Origin of the sequence: Litchfieldella xinjiangensis (genome assembly GCF_000759345.1) — a bacterium.
GTDB lineage: Bacteria > Pseudomonadota > Gammaproteobacteria > Pseudomonadales > Halomonadaceae > Litchfieldella_A > Litchfieldella_A xinjiangensis.
In genome coordinates, this window is the sequence record NZ_JPZL01000001.1 from 1,307,182 (window position 1) to 1,322,812 (window position 15,631).

The window sequence follows — 15,631 nt, forward strand, 5'->3', positions numbered from 1 at the left end:
GCAGGGCGATACCGCACGGCCTCGGTTTGAAGTGCCGATTGCACGCATTCCATTCATGCTCCTTGCTGTCAGGATTCCCGGGCGATGGCCCGGTAGGCAATATCTTGCCGATACTGGGCATCCGGCCAATGGATCGCCGCAACCCCCTCATAGGCTCGATCCCGCGCAAGAGACACATTCTCGCCCAGGGCCGTCACACATAGCACGCGCCCCCCGCTGGTGACGACTCGACCTTGGTCGTCACGTGCGGTACCGGCATGAAAGACTTTGATATCTTCGCCATCCAGTCCTTCCAGCCCCTCGATGAGGTCGCCCTTGCGATAGCTCCCGGGGTACCCGCCGGCGGCCATCACCACGCCCACCGCAGGGCGTGCGTCCCAGTCGCAACTCAGCCCGGCCAATCCGCCACTCGCCCCCGCCAGGCATAGTTCAGCCAGGTCGGAGCGCAACCGCTGGAGGATCGGCTGGGTCTCGGGGTCGCCGAAGCGGCAGTTATATTCAATGACCTTGGGCGCTCCCGACGCATCGATCATCAACCCGGCATACAGGAAACCGGTATAGGCATGCCCCTCGTCGGCCATGCCACGCACCGTGGGCAGGATCACCTCGTCCATGATCCGCTGATAGACGGCCTCACTGACCACGGGGGCCGGTGAATAGGCGCCCATGCCCCCGGTGTTGGGGCCGGCATCGCCATCCAGGGCCCGCTTGTGGTCCTGGCTGGTGGCCATGGGCAACACGTTTTCGCCGTCGACCATGACGATGAAACTCGCCTCCTCACCCTCGAGAAACTCCTCGATGACCACGCGCGCCCCGGCGTCGCCGAAGGCATTGGCCTCGAGCATGTCGCGAATCGCCGCTTCGGCCTCGATCTCGGTCATGGCCACGATGACCCCTTTACCGGCCGCCAGACCATCGGCCTTGATGACGATCGGCGCCCCACGCTCGGTCAGGTAATCCAGCGCCGGCTCGACTGCGGTAAACGTCTGATAATCGGCAGAGGGGATGGCGTGGCGCGCCAGGAAATCCTTGGTGAAGGATTTCGAGCCTTCAAGCTGGGCGGCGGCTTGGGAGGGGCCGAAGATAGTCAGACCGGCCGCCTGGAAGCGATCGACGACGCCGGCCACCAGCGGCGCCTCGGGACCGACGATGGTCAGGTCGATGGCAGTCTGCAACGCGAAGGCCTCGAGGGCCTCGAGATCGTCTGCATCGATGGCCACGTTGGTCAGCGCCGGCTCGCGATCGGTTCCGGCATTGCCCGGCGCCACGTAGACCTCGCTGACCCGCGACGACTGGGCGACCTTCCAGGCCAGGGCATGTTCGCGGCCACCGCCGCCGATGATCAGGACCTTCATCTCGTCAACCTTGCTCGATGAGTGTGGAAAATCGGCGCATTATGCCAGAAAGCGGCGGGGCCTTCCCTACTCGCCGCCCCTGTTGTCTTCGTCGTCCCGACGACGCTGGTTGATGGTCTGCTGCCAGAAGCGCATGTTCTCTTCCGCGAGTTCGCGCATGAACTCCATGGGCGAGTGACGCATCGCCTGTTGCCACTGGTCCTGCATGCGTTGCTGCTGCTCGAGCATGAGACGAGTGCCCTGCTCGAGATAGCGGGCCAGCGGCAGGGGCTGGGACATGGCGTAGACGCGAATCAACTGCTGCAGAAGGTCGTTCGAGAACACCTCGGCATCGCCATCGGTCTGTTCCTGCTCGATGATGATCGACAGCAGGATGGTGCGGGTCAGGTCTTCGCCACTCTTGGCATCCTCGACCCGGAACGGCACTTCGTCGAGAATCAGGCGGCGCAGATCCTCGAGGGTGACGTAGCGGCTCTGCTCGGTATCGTAGAGCCGACGGTTGGCATACTTGCGTATTACGCGCACGGCGCTGCTCCTGAATTGTTGTCGTGACTGATTAGTCGTTGTCTTTGCTGGTATTGTGCACCGCGCTAAGCTTCAAGCCAATTCGTGTGACCGAGACCTCATGAACCTGATCCTGCTCGACCCCGCCGACCTGTTCGACGACCGCCTGGCGGTCGTTCGCGATCCACGCCGCCTGCGTCACCTGCACGAAGTGCATGGCGCCCGTGTAGGAGACGAACTGACCCTCGGTTTAATCGGGGGCGGCGTAGGACGAGGGCGGCTTCACCACCTGGACGAGAATCGCGCCGAATTCATCCTCGACGGGCTCGATCAGGCACCGCCTGCGGCATTGCCTGTCCATCTCGTGCTGGCCCTGCCACGCCCGCGGATGCTGGCGCGCACGCTGGAACACGTCACCGCGCTGGGGGTGAAACGACTCACCCTGTTGCACACCCGGCGAGTAGAGAAGAGCTATTGGCAATCGCCGGAGCTCAGGCCCGACAAGATCCATCAGCATCTGGTGCTGGGGCTCGAGCAGGCCCGCGATACGCTACTGCCCGAGCTCGACATGGCGACTCGCTTCAAGCCGTTCGTGGAGGACGAGCTGCCAACGTTGCTGGCCGGTCGTCGCGGCCTGGTGGCGCACCCCGGCATGCCCGATGCCTGCCCGCGTGGAATAGACGAGCCCACCCTGCTGGTCGTCGGACCGGAAGGTGGGTTCATCCCCTACGAAATAGAGGCGTTGCAGGCGGCAGGCTGCCAGGGCGTTCACCTTGGCGAACGCATCCTGCGCGTGGAAACGGCGGTGACGGCCCTGCTGGCAAGGCTGTTCTAGCGCAGCGCTTCTCGTCTAGCGCGACGTTTGTTGCGCACGGGCCTGCAACCGCTCCAGTAGCCTGACAGTCGCAAACCCGTCGGGTATCTCGCCAATGCTTCGCTGGAAAGCACGCAGCCCCTGGCGCGTATTGGGGCCCAATACCCCATCGGGTGTGCCCGTCTCGAAGCCGCTTTCATTGAGCAGTGTTTGCAGCTCTCGCACCTGACTGCGCGTCAGCGGCTGTTCGTGGCGAGGCCAGGATTGGCTGATCCCATCGCGTCCTGCAATCCGATCGGACAGCGTCGCCACGGCCAGGGCGTAACTGGTTGCATTGTTGTAGCGCAGAATGGCGCGGAAATTCGGGCCGACCAGGAATGCCGGCCCCTGCGCGCCGGCAGGCACGATCACCGACGCACTGTCGAATGCGGGGAGCGGCTCGCCGGTCAAGGTGCGTACGCCCTGGTCAGCCCACGCCTGGCGGGTGCGGCGGGTATCCAGCTCGGCCTGTGAATAATCGAACCCCTCGGACAAGCGCACTTCCACGCCCCAAGGTTGTCCGGTCTGCCAACCGGCCTCGGCCAGGTAATGCGCCGTGGAGGCCATTACGTCAGGGATACTGCCCCAGATATCGCGCCGACCGTCGTTATCGCCATCGACCGCGTAGCGTTCGAAGCTCGAAGGAATGAATTGGGTGTGGCCCATGGCACCTGCCCATGAGCCCTGCATGCGCTCGCGGCGGATGTCACCAGCCTCGAGGATACGCAGAGCAGCCAATAGCTCGCCGCGGGCAAAATCACGCCGACGTCCGTCATAGGCCAGTGTGGCCAAGGCATCGATGGTCGAAAAGTTGCCGAAGTTACTCCCGTAGTTGCTCTCGATGCCCCAGATGGCGGTAATGATCTCACGGGGCACGCCGTAGCGCTGCTCGACACGACGGGCCGTGTTCTCGTGTTCGCGTAGTTTCTGCCGGCCCTGCTCGACACGGGTCGTCGAGACGGCCGAGTCCAGATACGCCCAGATCGGGCGTACGAACTCCGGCTGGGACCGGTCGAGTTCGATCACCCGGGGCTGGTAGCGAACCGGGCCCAAGGCGTCATCAAGCGTCTCGGCAGCGATGCCCTCGGCGCGGGCCTGTTCCCGAAACGAGGCGATCCAGGCCTCAAAACTCGGTGGCGTGATTACTTCCTGGGCCGCCTCGGTGGTCTCTCCATCGACGGAGGCTGTCGCGGGCGCTGGCGTCTGCGTGTCTGCCACTGGCTGGCTGACACCGGGGCCGGCCTGGCAGCCGGTGAGGACGGCCAGAACCAATGTGGGAAGCAAGGTCTTGCGCATGGTCTTCCTTGAACGAAGGCGGAATGTAGCGGCGCAGAGCACCGATTTCGGCGCATCATAACGCGGCCTAGGGCGTGTCGGTATCCCTGGTCTCCCGAGTCGCATTGGCCTCGGTCTCCAAACCGCTCTTGAGCTCGTGGGTCAGCGGATCGTAGTTGGGGCGCAGTTCATCCTTGACCGTGCCACTCCACAGCTTGGAGCCGACGAAGTAGCCAGCCCGGCCGATGACGTGCGCGGCTACCGGCGCCGTCATCAGCAGAAAAACGATGACCCCGAAGGCACGGGCCACCACGGCAACCTCGGCAAAGTGCAGCGACACTGCCACCATGATCAGCGCCACCCCGAGCGTTGCCGCCTTGGTCGTGGCATGCATGCGGGTGAGAAGATCCGGCATGCGCAGCACGCCAACCGCAGCCATCAGCATGAAGCCGGCCCCCGAGAGCAGGAACAGTGACTTGACGACATCAATCATCTCGCGGCCCTCCCCGCTCGAGGAACCGAGCGAACCCGATCGCCGCCAGGAAGGCCATCAGCGCCATGACGATGGTCACGTCGATGAAACTGGCTACATCGGTCATGATGGCCACCACACCGATAATGCCCACGATGAGGGTCGAGAAAAGCTCGAGCGCCACCACCCGGTCTGGCAGCGAGGGGCCCAGGACGAGCCTTATGAAGGCTAGGCACAACGAGACCGACATCACGGCCAGGGTTATCACGATCACGATATCCACTTGTATCCCTCTCAGGCGCGATGACTAACGGAACAGATCGAGGGCACGTCGTTCGAGCTCCTCGAGACTGCGCCGCAATTCCTTTTCGTCATCCAGAAACATGGCATGAATGTACAACACCCGACGGTCGTCGGAGACATCCAGACTCAAGGTTCCCGGGGTCAATGAAATCAGGTTGGCGACGAAGGTGATCTCGATCTCCGTCGTGGCCCGCAGCGGCATGGCGATCACACCGGGGCGCATGTGCCACGGCGGTGTGATGATGTCGAAGGCGACCCGCAAGTTGGCGACTACCAGCTCCTTGAGAAAGAAGCCCAGGAAGAACAGCATGCGTGGCAATCGCTGGGCGTAGCCGTGCAGGGCATCGACCTGAAACTGGATCAGGGCCAGCGTGACGTAGCCGAAAATGAGTCCCGCCAGCAGGTTGAGGCCACTGAAGTCGCCCGTCAGAACCACCCACGCCAGAGCGAGTAGTAGATTCCATGTGGCACCGATCATGGCGTCACCTCCCCACCCTGCCCCAACACGGCCTCGATATAGCGAGCGGGGTCGAGCAATTGTTCGGCAGACGCTTCGGCCAACGCATAGATCGGCTGACCGTTGAGGCCGATGAACAGCGTGCACAACGCCAGCCCGACCACCGGTACGTATAGCTGCCATAGCTCGCGATGGCTGATGGCGGGGATTTCCTTGTCATCGTCGCGAGGCTCGGGCGGGGCCTTCCAGAATACTTCGGCCCATATTTTGGTCATCGAATAGAGCGTCAGCAGTCCCACCAGCAGGGCGATGAAGGTGACACCGTAGGCCTCGGCCTCGATCCCCGCGCGAATCACGATGAACTTGGCGAAGAACCCTGAAAGTGGAGGCATGCCTGCCAGCGAGAGTGCAGGGATCAGGAACAGGATCGCCAGCCAGGGATGGCTCTTGTAAAGCCCACCCAGGCGTTTCAACTCATAGGTACCCCGCAGACGTTTGACGATACCGCTGACCAGGAACAGGTTCGTCTTCACGATGATGTGATGCATGATGTAGAACACCCCACCGATGATGGCCAGCGGCGTGAACAGGGCCAGTCCCAGGATCATGTAGCCGATCTGACTGACGATATGGAACGAGAGGATGCGGCGAAACTCGAACTGCGCCGCAGCGCCCAACACCCCGGAAAGCATGGTCAGGCCGGCGCCCCAGACCATGATTTCATGGGTGTAATCCGGACTCTGGTTGAAGATCAGCGTGAAGACACGGAACAGCGCATACACTCCGACCTTGGTCAGCAGGCCCGCAAACAGTGCCGAGACCGCTACCGGTGGCGTGTGATAGGACGCGGGTAGCCAGAAGAACAACGGGAACGCGGCCGCCTTGATGCCGAAGGCCACCATGAACATGACCGCCAGCACGTCGATCATGCCATTGTCCTCGACCTGACTCAGACGCTGCGCGATGTCGGCCATGTTGAGCGTGCCTACCAGGCCATAGAGCAGCCCCACCGCTGTCAAGAAAATGACCGACGACAGCAGATTGAGAGTGACGTACTTGATGGCCCCTTCCATCTGGGGCTTCTCGCTGCCCAGGATCAGCAGCGCGAACGAGGCCACCAGCATGACCTCGAACCATACGTAGAGATTGAAGATATCGCCGGTAAGAAAGGCTCCGGCCACCCCGGCGAGCAACAGATGCATCAAAGGGAAGTAACCGAAGGCCTCGTGTCCGCGCCCGACACTTGCCAGCGAGTAGAGCGCCACGGCGAACCCGATGATCCCGGTCAGCACGACCATGATCGCACCGAGCAGGTCGGCTACCAGCGTGATGCCGAACGGGGCCTCCCAGTCGCCCATATGCATCACCAGGATGCCGTCGGCATTCACGGACGCCATCAGCCACAGGCTGGTCAGCAACAGTGCACCGCTACCGGCCACCGCCACCAGGCGCTGCATGAAATGAGAACGCCAGAACATCAACGATATCGCCCCGGACAGCAGCGGGATCAGGATGGGCAACGCGACTTCAGGTCTCACGTGTCGGTATCCTTCATCTTGTCCAGGTCGTCGGCGCGCACGATCTCATAGGCGCGCCGGATGAGCACCACAGCAAAGGAGAGCACGCCGAAGGCAATCACGATGGCGGTCAAAACCAGTGCTTGTGGCAAGGGATCGGCCACGTCGCCAAGCGGTGCGGATAGCCCCTCGGGTATCAGCGGCGGCGCCCCACGGGTGAGACCCGCCGAGGTAAAGATCAGCAGGTTGGCGCCATTCGACAGCAACATCAGGCCGATCACCAACTTGACGATCGAGCGGCGCAGCATCATGTAAATGGCTGCGGAATAGATCACGCCAATCACTACCGCCATCAACGGTTCCATGGCTCTCCTCCCTTGCCGGGCACGACCGACTCACTCATTGGCATGCCCGGTATCCATCAAAGCGATCACGGCGGTGAGTACCGACCCCAGCACCACCAGGTAGACGCCGATATCGAAGATCAGCGGCGTCGAGAACTTGAAGTTGATCAGCGGTACGGTCCACCACTGGGCCGTCAGAAATGGCTGGTCGTGCCACCACGCCGGGAAGGCCGAGATCACCCCTAGAAACAGGCCCAGCCCGATCAGGTCTCTCGGGGAGACGCGCAGCATGTCGCGCGTGGCCTGGGTCCCGTAGGCGAACATGTAAAGCGCGAACGCCCCCGCGGCGACCAATCCGGCGATGAAGCCGCCACCCGGTTCATCGTGGCCCCGCAGCAGCAGAAAGATCGAAAACAACAATTGCAGCGGCATCAATAGGCGTGCCGCCACGCTGAGTATCAGCGTGCCTGATCTAACCATCACTGGGCTCCTCACGTTCGGGCTGGCGGGCCTCATACTCGTCGGCATGGAAGCGCAGCATGGCGAAGACACCGATCGCCGCCAGTGCCAGCACGAACATCTCACCCAGGGTATCCAGCGCACGGAAATCGACGAGGATGACATTGACGATGTTGTGGCCGTGCCCTTCCGGCTGGCTATTGGCGATCATGTAATCAGAGATGCTGGGGAAAAATCGATGATCGACCACTTCCAGCACCAGCAAGGTGACCAGCACGCCGGTGGCCGTAGCGATCACCAGGTCGCGGACACGCTCCAGATGCGTCGAAAGGTTGGCAAAGCGCGGCAGCCGAAACAGCACCAGAATCATCAGAATGACCGTCAGCGTCTCGACCAGGAGCTGGGTGATACCCAGGTCGGGTGCGCTGAACATGACGAAGGTCAGCGCGATGCCGAAGCCCATGGTGCCCACGGCGGCAACGGCGGCAAGGCGCGGTCGCATGACGCAGGCCACGACGGCCCCTGACATCATCAGCCCCGCGACGACCGCTTCATGAAAGCGCACGTCCAATGCAAAGCTCAAGGACAGCACGTGCCGCGACCAAAGTGTATAGCCGGTCAACCCCACCAGAACCAGCAGGGTCATGACCAGATAGTTACGCATGTAGCCATTCTGAAGCATGCGTGTCTGCCAGCTGGACACCTTGACGATCATGTCCATGCTCCAGAAATATCCCGCTTCGGGTCCACGGGCAAAGAGCGGATCAAGCTTGCCCAGCCAGCCCCGCCAGCGCTCCCAATGCCTGAAGATCAATAGCCCCACCGCCAGGCTGACCAGCGACAGCACCAAGGCCAGGTTGACGCCATGCCATAGCGAAAGCGAGACCGGAAGCGCTTCGCCCCGCACGCTGGTCACGGCTGCCCCGACCAGGCCATTTACCAGCCCCGGGGCCAGGCCGAACAGCAGCGATAGCCCCGCCAGCACCACCGGGCCGACCAGCATCGAAGGTGGGCCTTCATGCGGCGTCTTGGGTAAATCGCGTTGCTTGCCGAAGAACGGCCGCAGCGCCACGATGGCCGCCGCCGCCAGCGTCATAATCGCTGCCGCCAGGCTCAACAGTTGAACGAACAGCGAGAGCCGCTCGGCATGCAGCACCGACTCGAACATCAGCTCCTTGGCGACGAACCCGAACAAGGGCAGCACGCCACCCAGGGAAAGGGCCGCCACACCGGCACAGACCGCCGTCACCGGCATTAGTCGGCCCAGCCCCCCCATCGCCGAGATATCCTTGGTCCCGGTTTCATGGTCGAGGATACCCGCCACCATGAACAGCGCCCCCTTGTAGAGCGAGTGCGCCAGCAGGAAGGCCACGAACGCCGTCAACGCCTCGTCGGTGCCGATCCCCAGCAGCATGGTGAGCGTCCCCAATGCCATGACCGTGGAGTAGGCAAGCAGCGACTTGATCCCGGTATGCCGCAGGGCCAGGAACGCCCCGATAAACATCGTCACCGCCCCGAACAGCGACAGCAGCGTCACCCACGACTCGGTGCCCCCAAGGGAAGGATGCAGGCGTGCCAGCACATAAATCCCGGCCTTGACCATGGTCGCGGAGTGCAGGTAGGCCGACACGGGAGTAGGTGCGGCCATGGCATTGGGTAGCCAGAAATGGAACGGGAACTGAGCCGACTTGGTAAAGGCGCCGCCCAGAAGACATAGCAGCATCGGAAAGTAGAGATCATGCCCACGTAGTGCATCGCCCTGCCCGAGCAATTCCTGGAACGACCAGGTATCCCCCATGATGCCGAGCATGACCAATGCCGCCATCAACGCAAGGCCACCGCCGGCTGTGACGAACAGCCCCTGCAGGGCGGATTTGCGCGCATCGGGGTCGGTATGGTTGAAGCCGATCAACAGGTAGGACGTGACGCTGGTCAGCTCCCAGAACACGAAGAACGCGACCATGTTATCGGCCAGTACCAGGCCGAGCATCGACATCATGAAGGCGACGAGCACGACGTGGAAGCGTGCCATGTCGGGATGCCCTTCGAGATAACCGCTGGCGTAGACCAGCACGAAGACCCCGATGACGCTGATCAGTAGCGCAAACAGCAGGGACAGCCCGTCAAGGAGGAAGGTCAGGGTAATGTCGAGACCCGGCACCCAGGCCTGCTCGAATACCATGACCTCGCCTCCCAGGATGGCGGGCATCTGGAACAACAGCCACAGCGCCAGGCCTCCCGGCAATAGCGCCATTACCTGGCCGGCACGATCACCGAACCAGCGATGCAGGAGTGGCGCGAAGGTGGCGAGTACAAACCCTCCCAGAACGGCAAGTTGCATGACACACGGTCTCCTTGTCGTGGTGGCCTCGGGCGGGCACTCGCTCCGCGCAAGACAGGCGCGTCGATCACGAGATGACCGCTGACAGCGCCATGGATCTTTTAGACTCTATAGATTCAAGCTCATGAAACGCAAGGCTCATGTCCGGTTCGGCGAAGGTTTGCGCTTTACTGTTGCGTAGGGACAGCCACACTGAGGGGGCATTGGGCGACCCCTGCAAGCGGGGAAACCTTGCACTTGTGCGCTACAAGGGGTATCAACCCTCCTGGATTTTCGGACCCGAGCAGGACGACCGATCGATGACATTGCTTTGGATACCCTTGTTGACCCTGCTGGGCGTACTGGTCCCGGTGTTCACCGAGCGCTATGGCCGCGGGGTGCTCAGCCTTGCCACCGCAACGTTGCCGGCGGTGGCCCTCGCCTTGACCCTGCTGCAGATTCCAACATTGCTCGAAGGCGACATCCCCCGCGTATCCCTGGCTTGGCTACCTGAGCTCGGCCTCGATCTGGCATTTCGCCTCGATGGCCTGTCGCTGCTGTTCGCCTTGCTGATCCTGGGAATCGGCCTGCTCATTATCCTCTATGCCGCGTTTTATCTTTCTGCCGAGGAGGCCAGCGGTCGCTTCTTTGCCTATCTGATGCTGTTCATGACCGCCATGGTCGGCATCGTGATGGCTGACAACCTGCTGCTGTTATGGTTGTTCTGGGAGCTCACCAGCTTGTCGTCGTTCCTGTTGATCGGTTTCTGGTCGCATAGTTCCGAAGCCCGCAAGGGGGCAAGGATGGCCATGACCGTCACCGGGGCCGGCGGATTGGCCTTACTGGCGGGTCTACTGCTGCTCGGCGACATGGTCGGAAGTTTCGATCTCGGCGTGGTACTGGAAAGTGGCGACGCCATTCGCGCCGATTCTCGTTATCCGTTGATGCTCGTGCTGGTCTTGCTCGGGGCATTCACCAAGTCGGCCCAGTTCCCATTCCAGTTCTGGCTGCCGCATGCCATGTCCGCCCCGACTCCGGTATCGGCCTACCTGCACTCCGCGACCATGGTCAAGGCCGGGATCTTCCTGATGGCGCGACTGCACCCTGCGATCGGCGACACGGCGCTGTGGGGTTGGATCGTCACCCTGACCGGCATGGCGACCTTCTTGTATGGGGCATGGTTCGCACTGATCAAGACCGACCTCAAGGCCATCCTGGCCTTCTCTACAGTCAGTCATCTGGGACTGATCACGGTCCTGCTCGGGGTCGGCAGTCCGATGGCCATCCTCGCCGCGCTGTTCCATATCATCAATCATGCGACCTTCAAGGGCTCGTTGTTCATGAGCGCCGGCATCATCGACCATGAAACCGGCACCCGGGAGCTCAGTAAGCTGGGCGGGCTTCGCAAGGCCATGCCCGTCACGGCGGTGCTGGTAAGCCTGGCAGCCGCGGCCATGGCCGGCGTGCCGCTGCTCAATGGGTTCCTGTCCAAGGAAATGTTCTTCACCGAACTGCTGGATACCCCGCTACTCGGCGGTCTCGGTTGGTTGCTGCCGACCCTGGCGACGCTGGGCGGTATTCTTTCCGTGGCCTATTCGCTGCGCCTGGTACATGCGGTGTTCTTCAAGCCGGCCAAGGAATCCCCCCCCAAATCGCCCCATGAACCGCCCCACTTGATGCGGCTTCCGGTGGAACTGCTGGTCACGGTTTGTGTGCTGGTGGGCATCATCCCCGCCGTACTGGCGACGGGCTTGCTCGACCTGGCAACCCGCGCCGTGCTGGGCGAGGCCTTGGAGTTTCATCTGGCAATCTGGCACGGCTTCAATGTGCCGTTATTGATGAGTGTGCTTGCCCTGGCTATCGGGATATTGGTGTATGCCATGCATTCACATATTCGACGCCTTGCCCGTCAGTTCGCCCCGGTAGACGCACGGCGCAGCTTCGAGCAGGGTACCCAGACACTGGTGGCGGCCACCCAGGCGATTACCCTGCGCCTCGAGAACGGTTCGCTGCAGCGCTACATGAGCCTGTTGCTTGGCGCTTCGTTGCTGCTGGCCACCCTGGGGCTGCTCGACCTGCCCACGCTTGCCGGGGACAAGCCGAGCCAGCCGCTGGACGGAGTGCTGATACTCGGCGCCGCCCTGTTGATCTTCGGCGCCGTGGGCACCGCCGTGACCCATCGCTATCGTTTGATATCGCTGTTGATGCTCTCCGTGGTAGGTCTGCTGGTCTCCTTGACGTTTGCCCGCTTCTCGGCACCCGACCTGGCGTTGACCCAGCTCTCGGTCGAAGTCGTCACCATGATCCTGCTGATGCTGGCACTGTTCTTCCTGCCGCAGAAAACGCCCCGGGAGTCGACGGCCAAGCGCAACATCCGCGACCTGCTGCTGGCAGGCTCGCTGGGAATGGTCGTGGCCAGCCTCAATTACGCCGTGCTGACCCGGGACATGAGCAGCATCGCGCATTTCTTCATGGAGAACAGCATCCCCGGCGGCGGCGGCCACAATGTGGTCAACGTTATCCTGGTCGACTTCCGCGGCTTCGATACGCTAGGCGAAATCACGGTCCTGGCGCTGGCCGGGCTGGCCATCTTCAAATTGCTCAATCGTTTGCGCCTGTTCATGCCGCACAGCGATGGCGAGGGGCGTCTATGGTCGCCCGACCGCTATCCGATGATCCTGACCAGTGTCTCCCAGGCCCTGCTGCCCCTGGCGCTGCTGGTGTCTGCCTTCATCTTCCTGCGGGGACATAATCAGCCAGGGGGCGGTTTCATCGCCGGCCTGATCGCTGCCGTGGCGCTGATCCTGGTGTACATGGCGCGGGGCGTCGAGTGGGCCCAGTCGCGGCTCGATTTCCAATATCAGCCGGTGGCCATTGCCGGGGTGGCAGTCGCTACATTGACCGGCCTGGGCAGTTGGGCGTTCGGTCGGCCTTTCCTGACCTCGGCGTTCGGCCACTTCCATCTGCCGATATTAGGAGACTTCGAGCTCGCCACCGCCATGCTCTTCGATCTCGGGGTGTTCCTGGCCGTGGTCGGGGCGACGCTGATGATACTGGCCAATCTGGGTAAATTGACGACACCGCACCGGCCCTCCAAGGAGCCGGCCACGACCACTCCCGGCAAGGAGAAGAAAAGCTGATGGAAAGCCTGTATGCCATCACCACCGGCATCCTCAGTGCCAGTGGCCTGTACCTGACCCTACGCGGTCGCACCTTCCCGGTGGTGGTCGGCCTGACGCTGCTCTCCTACGCCGTGAATCTGTTCCTGTTCTCGATGGGCGGACTTACGACCAACGGGGCCGTGATTCTCAACGGTGAAGGCCACTATGCCGACCCGCTGCCCCAAGCCCTGGTCCTGACCGCCATCGTCATCGGCTTCGCCATGACCGCCTTCGTGGTCATCCTGGCGATGCGTGCTCGGGGCGACCTGGGCAACGATCATGTCGATGGCCGCAAACTCGACGAGCCGCGGGAGGAGCGCGGGTGAGCCAGCATCTAATCGTCCTGCCCATCCTGCTCCCGCTGCTGGCCGGCCTGGTCCTGCTGCATAAACGAAGCGGCGTAACCCGAACCAAGCGCATCATCAGCGTGGCCGCGACAGTCGGTCTGTTGGCCATTGCCATTGCGCTAGTGATCGAAGCCGCGAGTGGCGAGATCACCTACTACGCATTGGGCGACTGGCAACCTCCCTTCGGTATCGTGCTGGTCCTGGATCGTCTCTCTGCACTGATGATCCTGCTGACATCGATACTCGCGGTGGGAAGCGTGGTGTTCGCCAGCGCCGGCGATGACGAGCAGGGCAGCAATTTCCATGGCCTGATCCAATGGCAGTTGATGGGTATCAACGGCGCCTTCCTTACGGGCGACCTGTTCAACCTGTTCGTGTTCTTCGAGGTGCTGCTGCTGGCTTCCTATGCCCTGCTGATGCATGGCGGCGGCAAGGCACGCATCCTCGCGGGCCTACATTACGTGGTACTGAATCTGGCGGGCTCGGCATTGTTCCTGATCGCCGTGGGGGTGCTCTACGGGGCCACGGGAACGCTCAACATGGCCGACATGGCCGTGCGTGTGGCCGAACTCGACCCCGAACGTGCCGGGCTGGTCAGAGCGGGGGCTCTGCTTCTGCTGGTGGTCTTCGGGCTGAAAGCCGCCATCCTGCCCCTGTACTTCTGGTTGCCGCGCGCCTATGCCGCCGCGCCGGCGCCGGTGGCGGCGCTGTTCGCGATCATGACCAAGGTCGGTGTCTACGCCATCCTGCGCGTCTACCCGCTGATTTTCGGCGACCATGCGGGGCCGTTGGCGGCGCTCGACCAACCCTGGGTCTGGTGGATGGCACTCGTCACCCTGGCGGTTGCATCGATTGGCGTACTGGCGGCACGTGACCTGCGCTTGCTCGTCGCCTACCTGCTGCTGGTGTCGATTGGCACCCTGCTGGCGGGCGTGGGGTTGCGCAACACAGCGGCAACCAGCGCCCTACTCTACTACCTGCTGCATACCACTCTGGTCACCGGCGGCCTGTTCCTGCTCTGTGAAATGATCGGTGTGCAGCGGGGCAAGGCCGGCACACGCCTGGTCAAGGGCCGGCCGCTACAGAACGGTGGCTGGCTGGGAATCCTGTTTTTCCTGGGCGCCGTCACCGTGGCCGGCTTGCCTCCGTTATCCGGGGCCATCGGCAAGGTACTGTTGATGCAGGCCACGCCCCATGCCCAGCAGCCGTGGCTATGGCCCCTGCTGCTGGCTAGCGGCCTGACCTCGCTAATAGCGCTGTCACGCGCCGGCTCGACGTTGTTCTGGCGCAGCCATGAAGGCGAGCCGACCCATGCGCCGCTCACGAAGCGGCACTGGTTCGGGGTGGGCTGGCTGATGGCCGCCTCGCCATTGATGGTGATCCTGGCCGGGCCAATCACCGACTATACCCGTGCTACGGCGGAACAATTGGCCCACCCTGAACGGCTCGTCCGCAGCCTGCTGGAACCCGATGAGACCGGAGGCGAGTCATGATCGCATCACGCACCTGGTTACCCACACCGCTGCTCAGCGTATTGCTGCTGATCGTCTGGCTACTGCTGGTTCGCAGCCTGCATCCGGGGCATATCGTGCTGGGAAGTGCCCTGGCCATCGCGATCCCCCTGGTCACCCGGCGCTTCTGGGACGTCCAGCCCAACGTCAAGCGGCCGTGGCTGTTGTTGCGCTTCGGGCTGCGGGTACTCGGAGATATCATCACCGCCAACATGGAAGTCTCGTGGTTGATCCTCAACCCCTGGCGTCGCATGCGCCCGGCATTCATCGAATATCCGTTGATGCTCGAGTCCCGCTTCACCATTACCCTGCTCGCCAATACCATCAGCCTGACGCCGGGAACGGTGTCGGCCAACCTGCGCATGGATGGCAAGTCGATTCTTATCCATGCGCTGGATGTCGAGGATGAAGAGGCGCTGATCGCACAGATCCGCGAGCGCTACGAGCGTCCCATCAAGGAGATTTACGAATGCTAGACACTGCGTTGTGGATCAGCCTGACCCTGGTAGTGGCTGCTCTGGCTCTCAACGTGTATCGCATGGTGGTCGGCCCCGACATGCCGGATCGCCTGCTGGCACTCGATACGATGTACGTCAATTCCATCGCCCTGATCGTGCTACTCGGGCTGTGGCTGAATACCAAGGACTATTTCGAGGCGGCACTCTTGATTGCCATGCTCGGCTTCATCAGCACCGTGGCCGTCTGCAAATACATCTTGCGCGGCGATATCATCGAATGACCAGGGAGTCGACA

16 protein-coding genes are annotated in these 15,631 nt (G+C 62.4%); 6 read left to right on the top strand and 10 right to left on the bottom strand.

Going from position 1 to position 15,631, the window contains the following annotated elements:
- Positions 1 to 68: 68 nt before the first annotated feature.
- Both purD and phaR read right to left on the bottom strand, forming a co-directional pair.
- A complete protein-coding gene (gene purD / locus JH15_RS06060; RefSeq protein WP_043527965.1) occupies positions 69 to 1,355 on the bottom strand; it encodes a phosphoribosylamine--glycine ligase in 1,287 nt (428 codons plus the stop codon).
- A 66-nt stretch (positions 1,356 to 1,421) separates the two neighbouring features.
- The gene (phaR, locus tag JH15_RS06065) at positions 1,422 to 1,880 is read right to left on the bottom strand and encodes a polyhydroxyalkanoate synthesis repressor PhaR (RefSeq protein ID WP_043527966.1); all 459 of its coding nucleotides are present in this window, start codon (positions 1,878 to 1,880) and stop codon (positions 1,422 to 1,424) included.
- A gap of 100 nt (positions 1,881 to 1,980) precedes the next feature.
- Here phaR and JH15_RS06070 point away from each other — a divergent pair, with 100 nt between their 5' ends.
- A complete protein-coding gene (locus tag JH15_RS06070) occupies positions 1,981 to 2,694 on the top strand; it encodes a 16S rRNA (uracil(1498)-N(3))-methyltransferase (protein ID WP_043527969.1) in 714 nt (237 codons plus the stop codon).
- Positions 2,695 to 2,709: 15 nt separating this feature from the next.
- On the opposite strand, the gene JH15_RS06075 is transcribed toward JH15_RS06070, so the two are convergent.
- The 8 genes from JH15_RS06075 to JH15_RS06110 form a co-directional block, all read right to left on the bottom strand.
- Positions 2,710 to 4,008, bottom strand: coding sequence for a lytic murein transglycosylase (locus JH15_RS06075; RefSeq protein ID WP_043527971.1), 1,299 nt, complete (start codon positions 4,006 to 4,008; stop codon positions 2,710 to 2,712).
- A 67-nt stretch (positions 4,009 to 4,075) separates the two neighbouring features.
- Positions 4,076 to 4,480 carry a monovalent cation/H(+) antiporter subunit G gene (mnhG, locus tag JH15_RS06080; RefSeq protein WP_043527973.1) on the bottom strand — a complete coding sequence of 135 codons (405 nt, stop codon included), beginning with the start codon at positions 4,478 to 4,480 and terminating at the stop codon, positions 4,076 to 4,078.
- On the bottom strand, positions 4,473 to 4,742 hold the full coding sequence (locus JH15_RS06085; protein WP_043527974.1) for an MrpF/PhaF family protein: 270 nt from the start codon (positions 4,740 to 4,742) through the stop codon (positions 4,473 to 4,475). The genes mnhG and JH15_RS06085 overlap by 8 nt, the downstream gene beginning before the upstream one ends.
- A gap of 24 nt (positions 4,743 to 4,766) precedes the next feature.
- Positions 4,767 to 5,240 carry a Na+/H+ antiporter subunit E gene (locus tag JH15_RS06090; protein ID WP_043527975.1) on the bottom strand — a complete coding sequence of 158 codons (474 nt, stop codon included), beginning with the start codon at positions 5,238 to 5,240 and terminating at the stop codon, positions 4,767 to 4,769.
- Entirely contained in the window at positions 5,237 to 6,757 is a 1,521-nt protein-coding gene (locus JH15_RS06095; protein WP_043527976.1) for a Na+/H+ antiporter subunit D, read from the bottom strand. Before JH15_RS06095 ends, JH15_RS06090 begins: the two co-directional genes overlap by 4 nt.
- The gene (locus JH15_RS06100; protein ID WP_043527989.1) at positions 6,754 to 7,101 is read right to left on the bottom strand and encodes a Na+/H+ antiporter subunit C; all 348 of its coding nucleotides are present in this window, start codon (positions 7,099 to 7,101) and stop codon (positions 6,754 to 6,756) included. Before JH15_RS06100 ends, JH15_RS06095 begins: the two co-directional genes overlap by 4 nt.
- A gap of 30 nt (positions 7,102 to 7,131) precedes the next feature.
- The gene (locus JH15_RS06105; RefSeq protein WP_043527991.1) at positions 7,132 to 7,560 is read right to left on the bottom strand and encodes a Na+/H+ antiporter subunit B; all 429 of its coding nucleotides are present in this window, start codon (positions 7,558 to 7,560) and stop codon (positions 7,132 to 7,134) included.
- Positions 7,553 to 9,880, bottom strand: coding sequence for a putative monovalent cation/H+ antiporter subunit A (locus JH15_RS06110; protein ID WP_043527992.1), 2,328 nt, complete (start codon positions 9,878 to 9,880; stop codon positions 7,553 to 7,555). Before JH15_RS06110 ends, JH15_RS06105 begins: the two co-directional genes overlap by 8 nt.
- A 299-nt stretch (positions 9,881 to 10,179) precedes the next feature.
- On the opposite strand from JH15_RS06110, the gene JH15_RS06115 reads away from it, so the two are divergent.
- Genes JH15_RS06115 through JH15_RS06135 form a run of 5 tightly spaced genes read left to right on the top strand, consistent with a single transcriptional unit; the run spans position 10,180 to position 15,617 of the window.
- Positions 10,180 to 12,999, top strand: coding sequence for a monovalent cation/H+ antiporter subunit A (locus tag JH15_RS06115; protein WP_043527993.1), 2,820 nt, complete (start codon positions 10,180 to 10,182; stop codon positions 12,997 to 12,999).
- Entirely contained in the window at positions 12,999 to 13,346 is a 348-nt protein-coding gene (locus JH15_RS06120) for a Na+/H+ antiporter subunit C (RefSeq protein WP_043527995.1), read from the top strand. Before JH15_RS06115 ends, JH15_RS06120 begins: the two co-directional genes overlap by 1 nt.
- Complete coding sequence (locus JH15_RS06125) at positions 13,343 to 14,860, top strand: monovalent cation/H+ antiporter subunit D (protein ID WP_043527997.1); 1,518 nt, start codon at positions 13,343 to 13,345, stop codon at positions 14,858 to 14,860. Before JH15_RS06120 ends, JH15_RS06125 begins: the two co-directional genes overlap by 4 nt.
- Positions 14,857 to 15,354: a Na+/H+ antiporter subunit E gene (locus JH15_RS06130; RefSeq protein ID WP_043528000.1), complete on the top strand. Its 498-nt coding sequence runs from the start codon at positions 14,857 to 14,859 to the stop codon at positions 15,352 to 15,354. The genes JH15_RS06125 and JH15_RS06130 overlap by 4 nt, the downstream gene beginning before the upstream one ends.
- Complete coding sequence (locus tag JH15_RS06135; RefSeq protein WP_043528003.1) at positions 15,348 to 15,617, top strand: K+/H+ antiporter subunit F; 270 nt, start codon at positions 15,348 to 15,350, stop codon at positions 15,615 to 15,617. The genes JH15_RS06130 and JH15_RS06135 overlap by 7 nt, the downstream gene beginning before the upstream one ends.
- The last annotated feature ends 14 nt before the right edge of the window (positions 15,618 to 15,631 follow it).

What these genes read in the sequence shown, in the direction of transcription:
- JH15_RS06115 (WP_043527993.1), top strand. Translation starts at nt 10,180, where the DNA reads ATGACATTGCTTTGGATACCCTTGTTGACCCTGCTGGGCGTACTGGTC.
- JH15_RS06100 (WP_043527989.1), bottom strand. Translation starts at nt 7,101, where the DNA reads ATGGAACCGTTGATGGCGGTAGTGATTGGCGTGATCTATTCCGCAGCC.
- mnhG (WP_043527973.1), bottom strand. Translation starts at nt 4,480, where the DNA reads ATGATTGATGTCGTCAAGTCACTGTTCCTGCTCTCGGGGGCCGGCTTC.
- JH15_RS06105 (WP_043527991.1), bottom strand. Translation starts at nt 7,560, where the DNA reads ATGGTTAGATCAGGCACGCTGATACTCAGCGTGGCGGCACGCCTATTG.
- JH15_RS06075 (WP_043527971.1), bottom strand. Translation starts at nt 4,008, where the DNA reads ATGCGCAAGACCTTGCTTCCCACATTGGTTCTGGCCGTCCTCACCGGC.
- JH15_RS06135 (WP_043528003.1), top strand. Translation starts at nt 15,348, where the DNA reads ATGCTAGACACTGCGTTGTGGATCAGCCTGACCCTGGTAGTGGCTGCT.
- JH15_RS06120 (WP_043527995.1), top strand. Translation starts at nt 12,999, where the DNA reads ATGGAAAGCCTGTATGCCATCACCACCGGCATCCTCAGTGCCAGTGGC.
- JH15_RS06070 (WP_043527969.1), top strand. Translation starts at nt 1,981, where the DNA reads ATGAACCTGATCCTGCTCGACCCCGCCGACCTGTTCGACGACCGCCTG.
- JH15_RS06090 (WP_043527975.1), bottom strand. Translation starts at nt 5,240, where the DNA reads ATGATCGGTGCCACATGGAATCTACTACTCGCTCTGGCGTGGGTGGTT.
- purD (WP_043527965.1), bottom strand. Translation starts at nt 1,355, where the DNA reads ATGAAGGTCCTGATCATCGGCGGCGGTGGCCGCGAACATGCCCTGGCC.
- JH15_RS06110 (WP_043527992.1), bottom strand. Translation starts at nt 9,880, where the DNA reads ATGCAACTTGCCGTTCTGGGAGGGTTTGTACTCGCCACCTTCGCGCCA.
- JH15_RS06130 (WP_043528000.1), top strand. Translation starts at nt 14,857, where the DNA reads ATGATCGCATCACGCACCTGGTTACCCACACCGCTGCTCAGCGTATTG.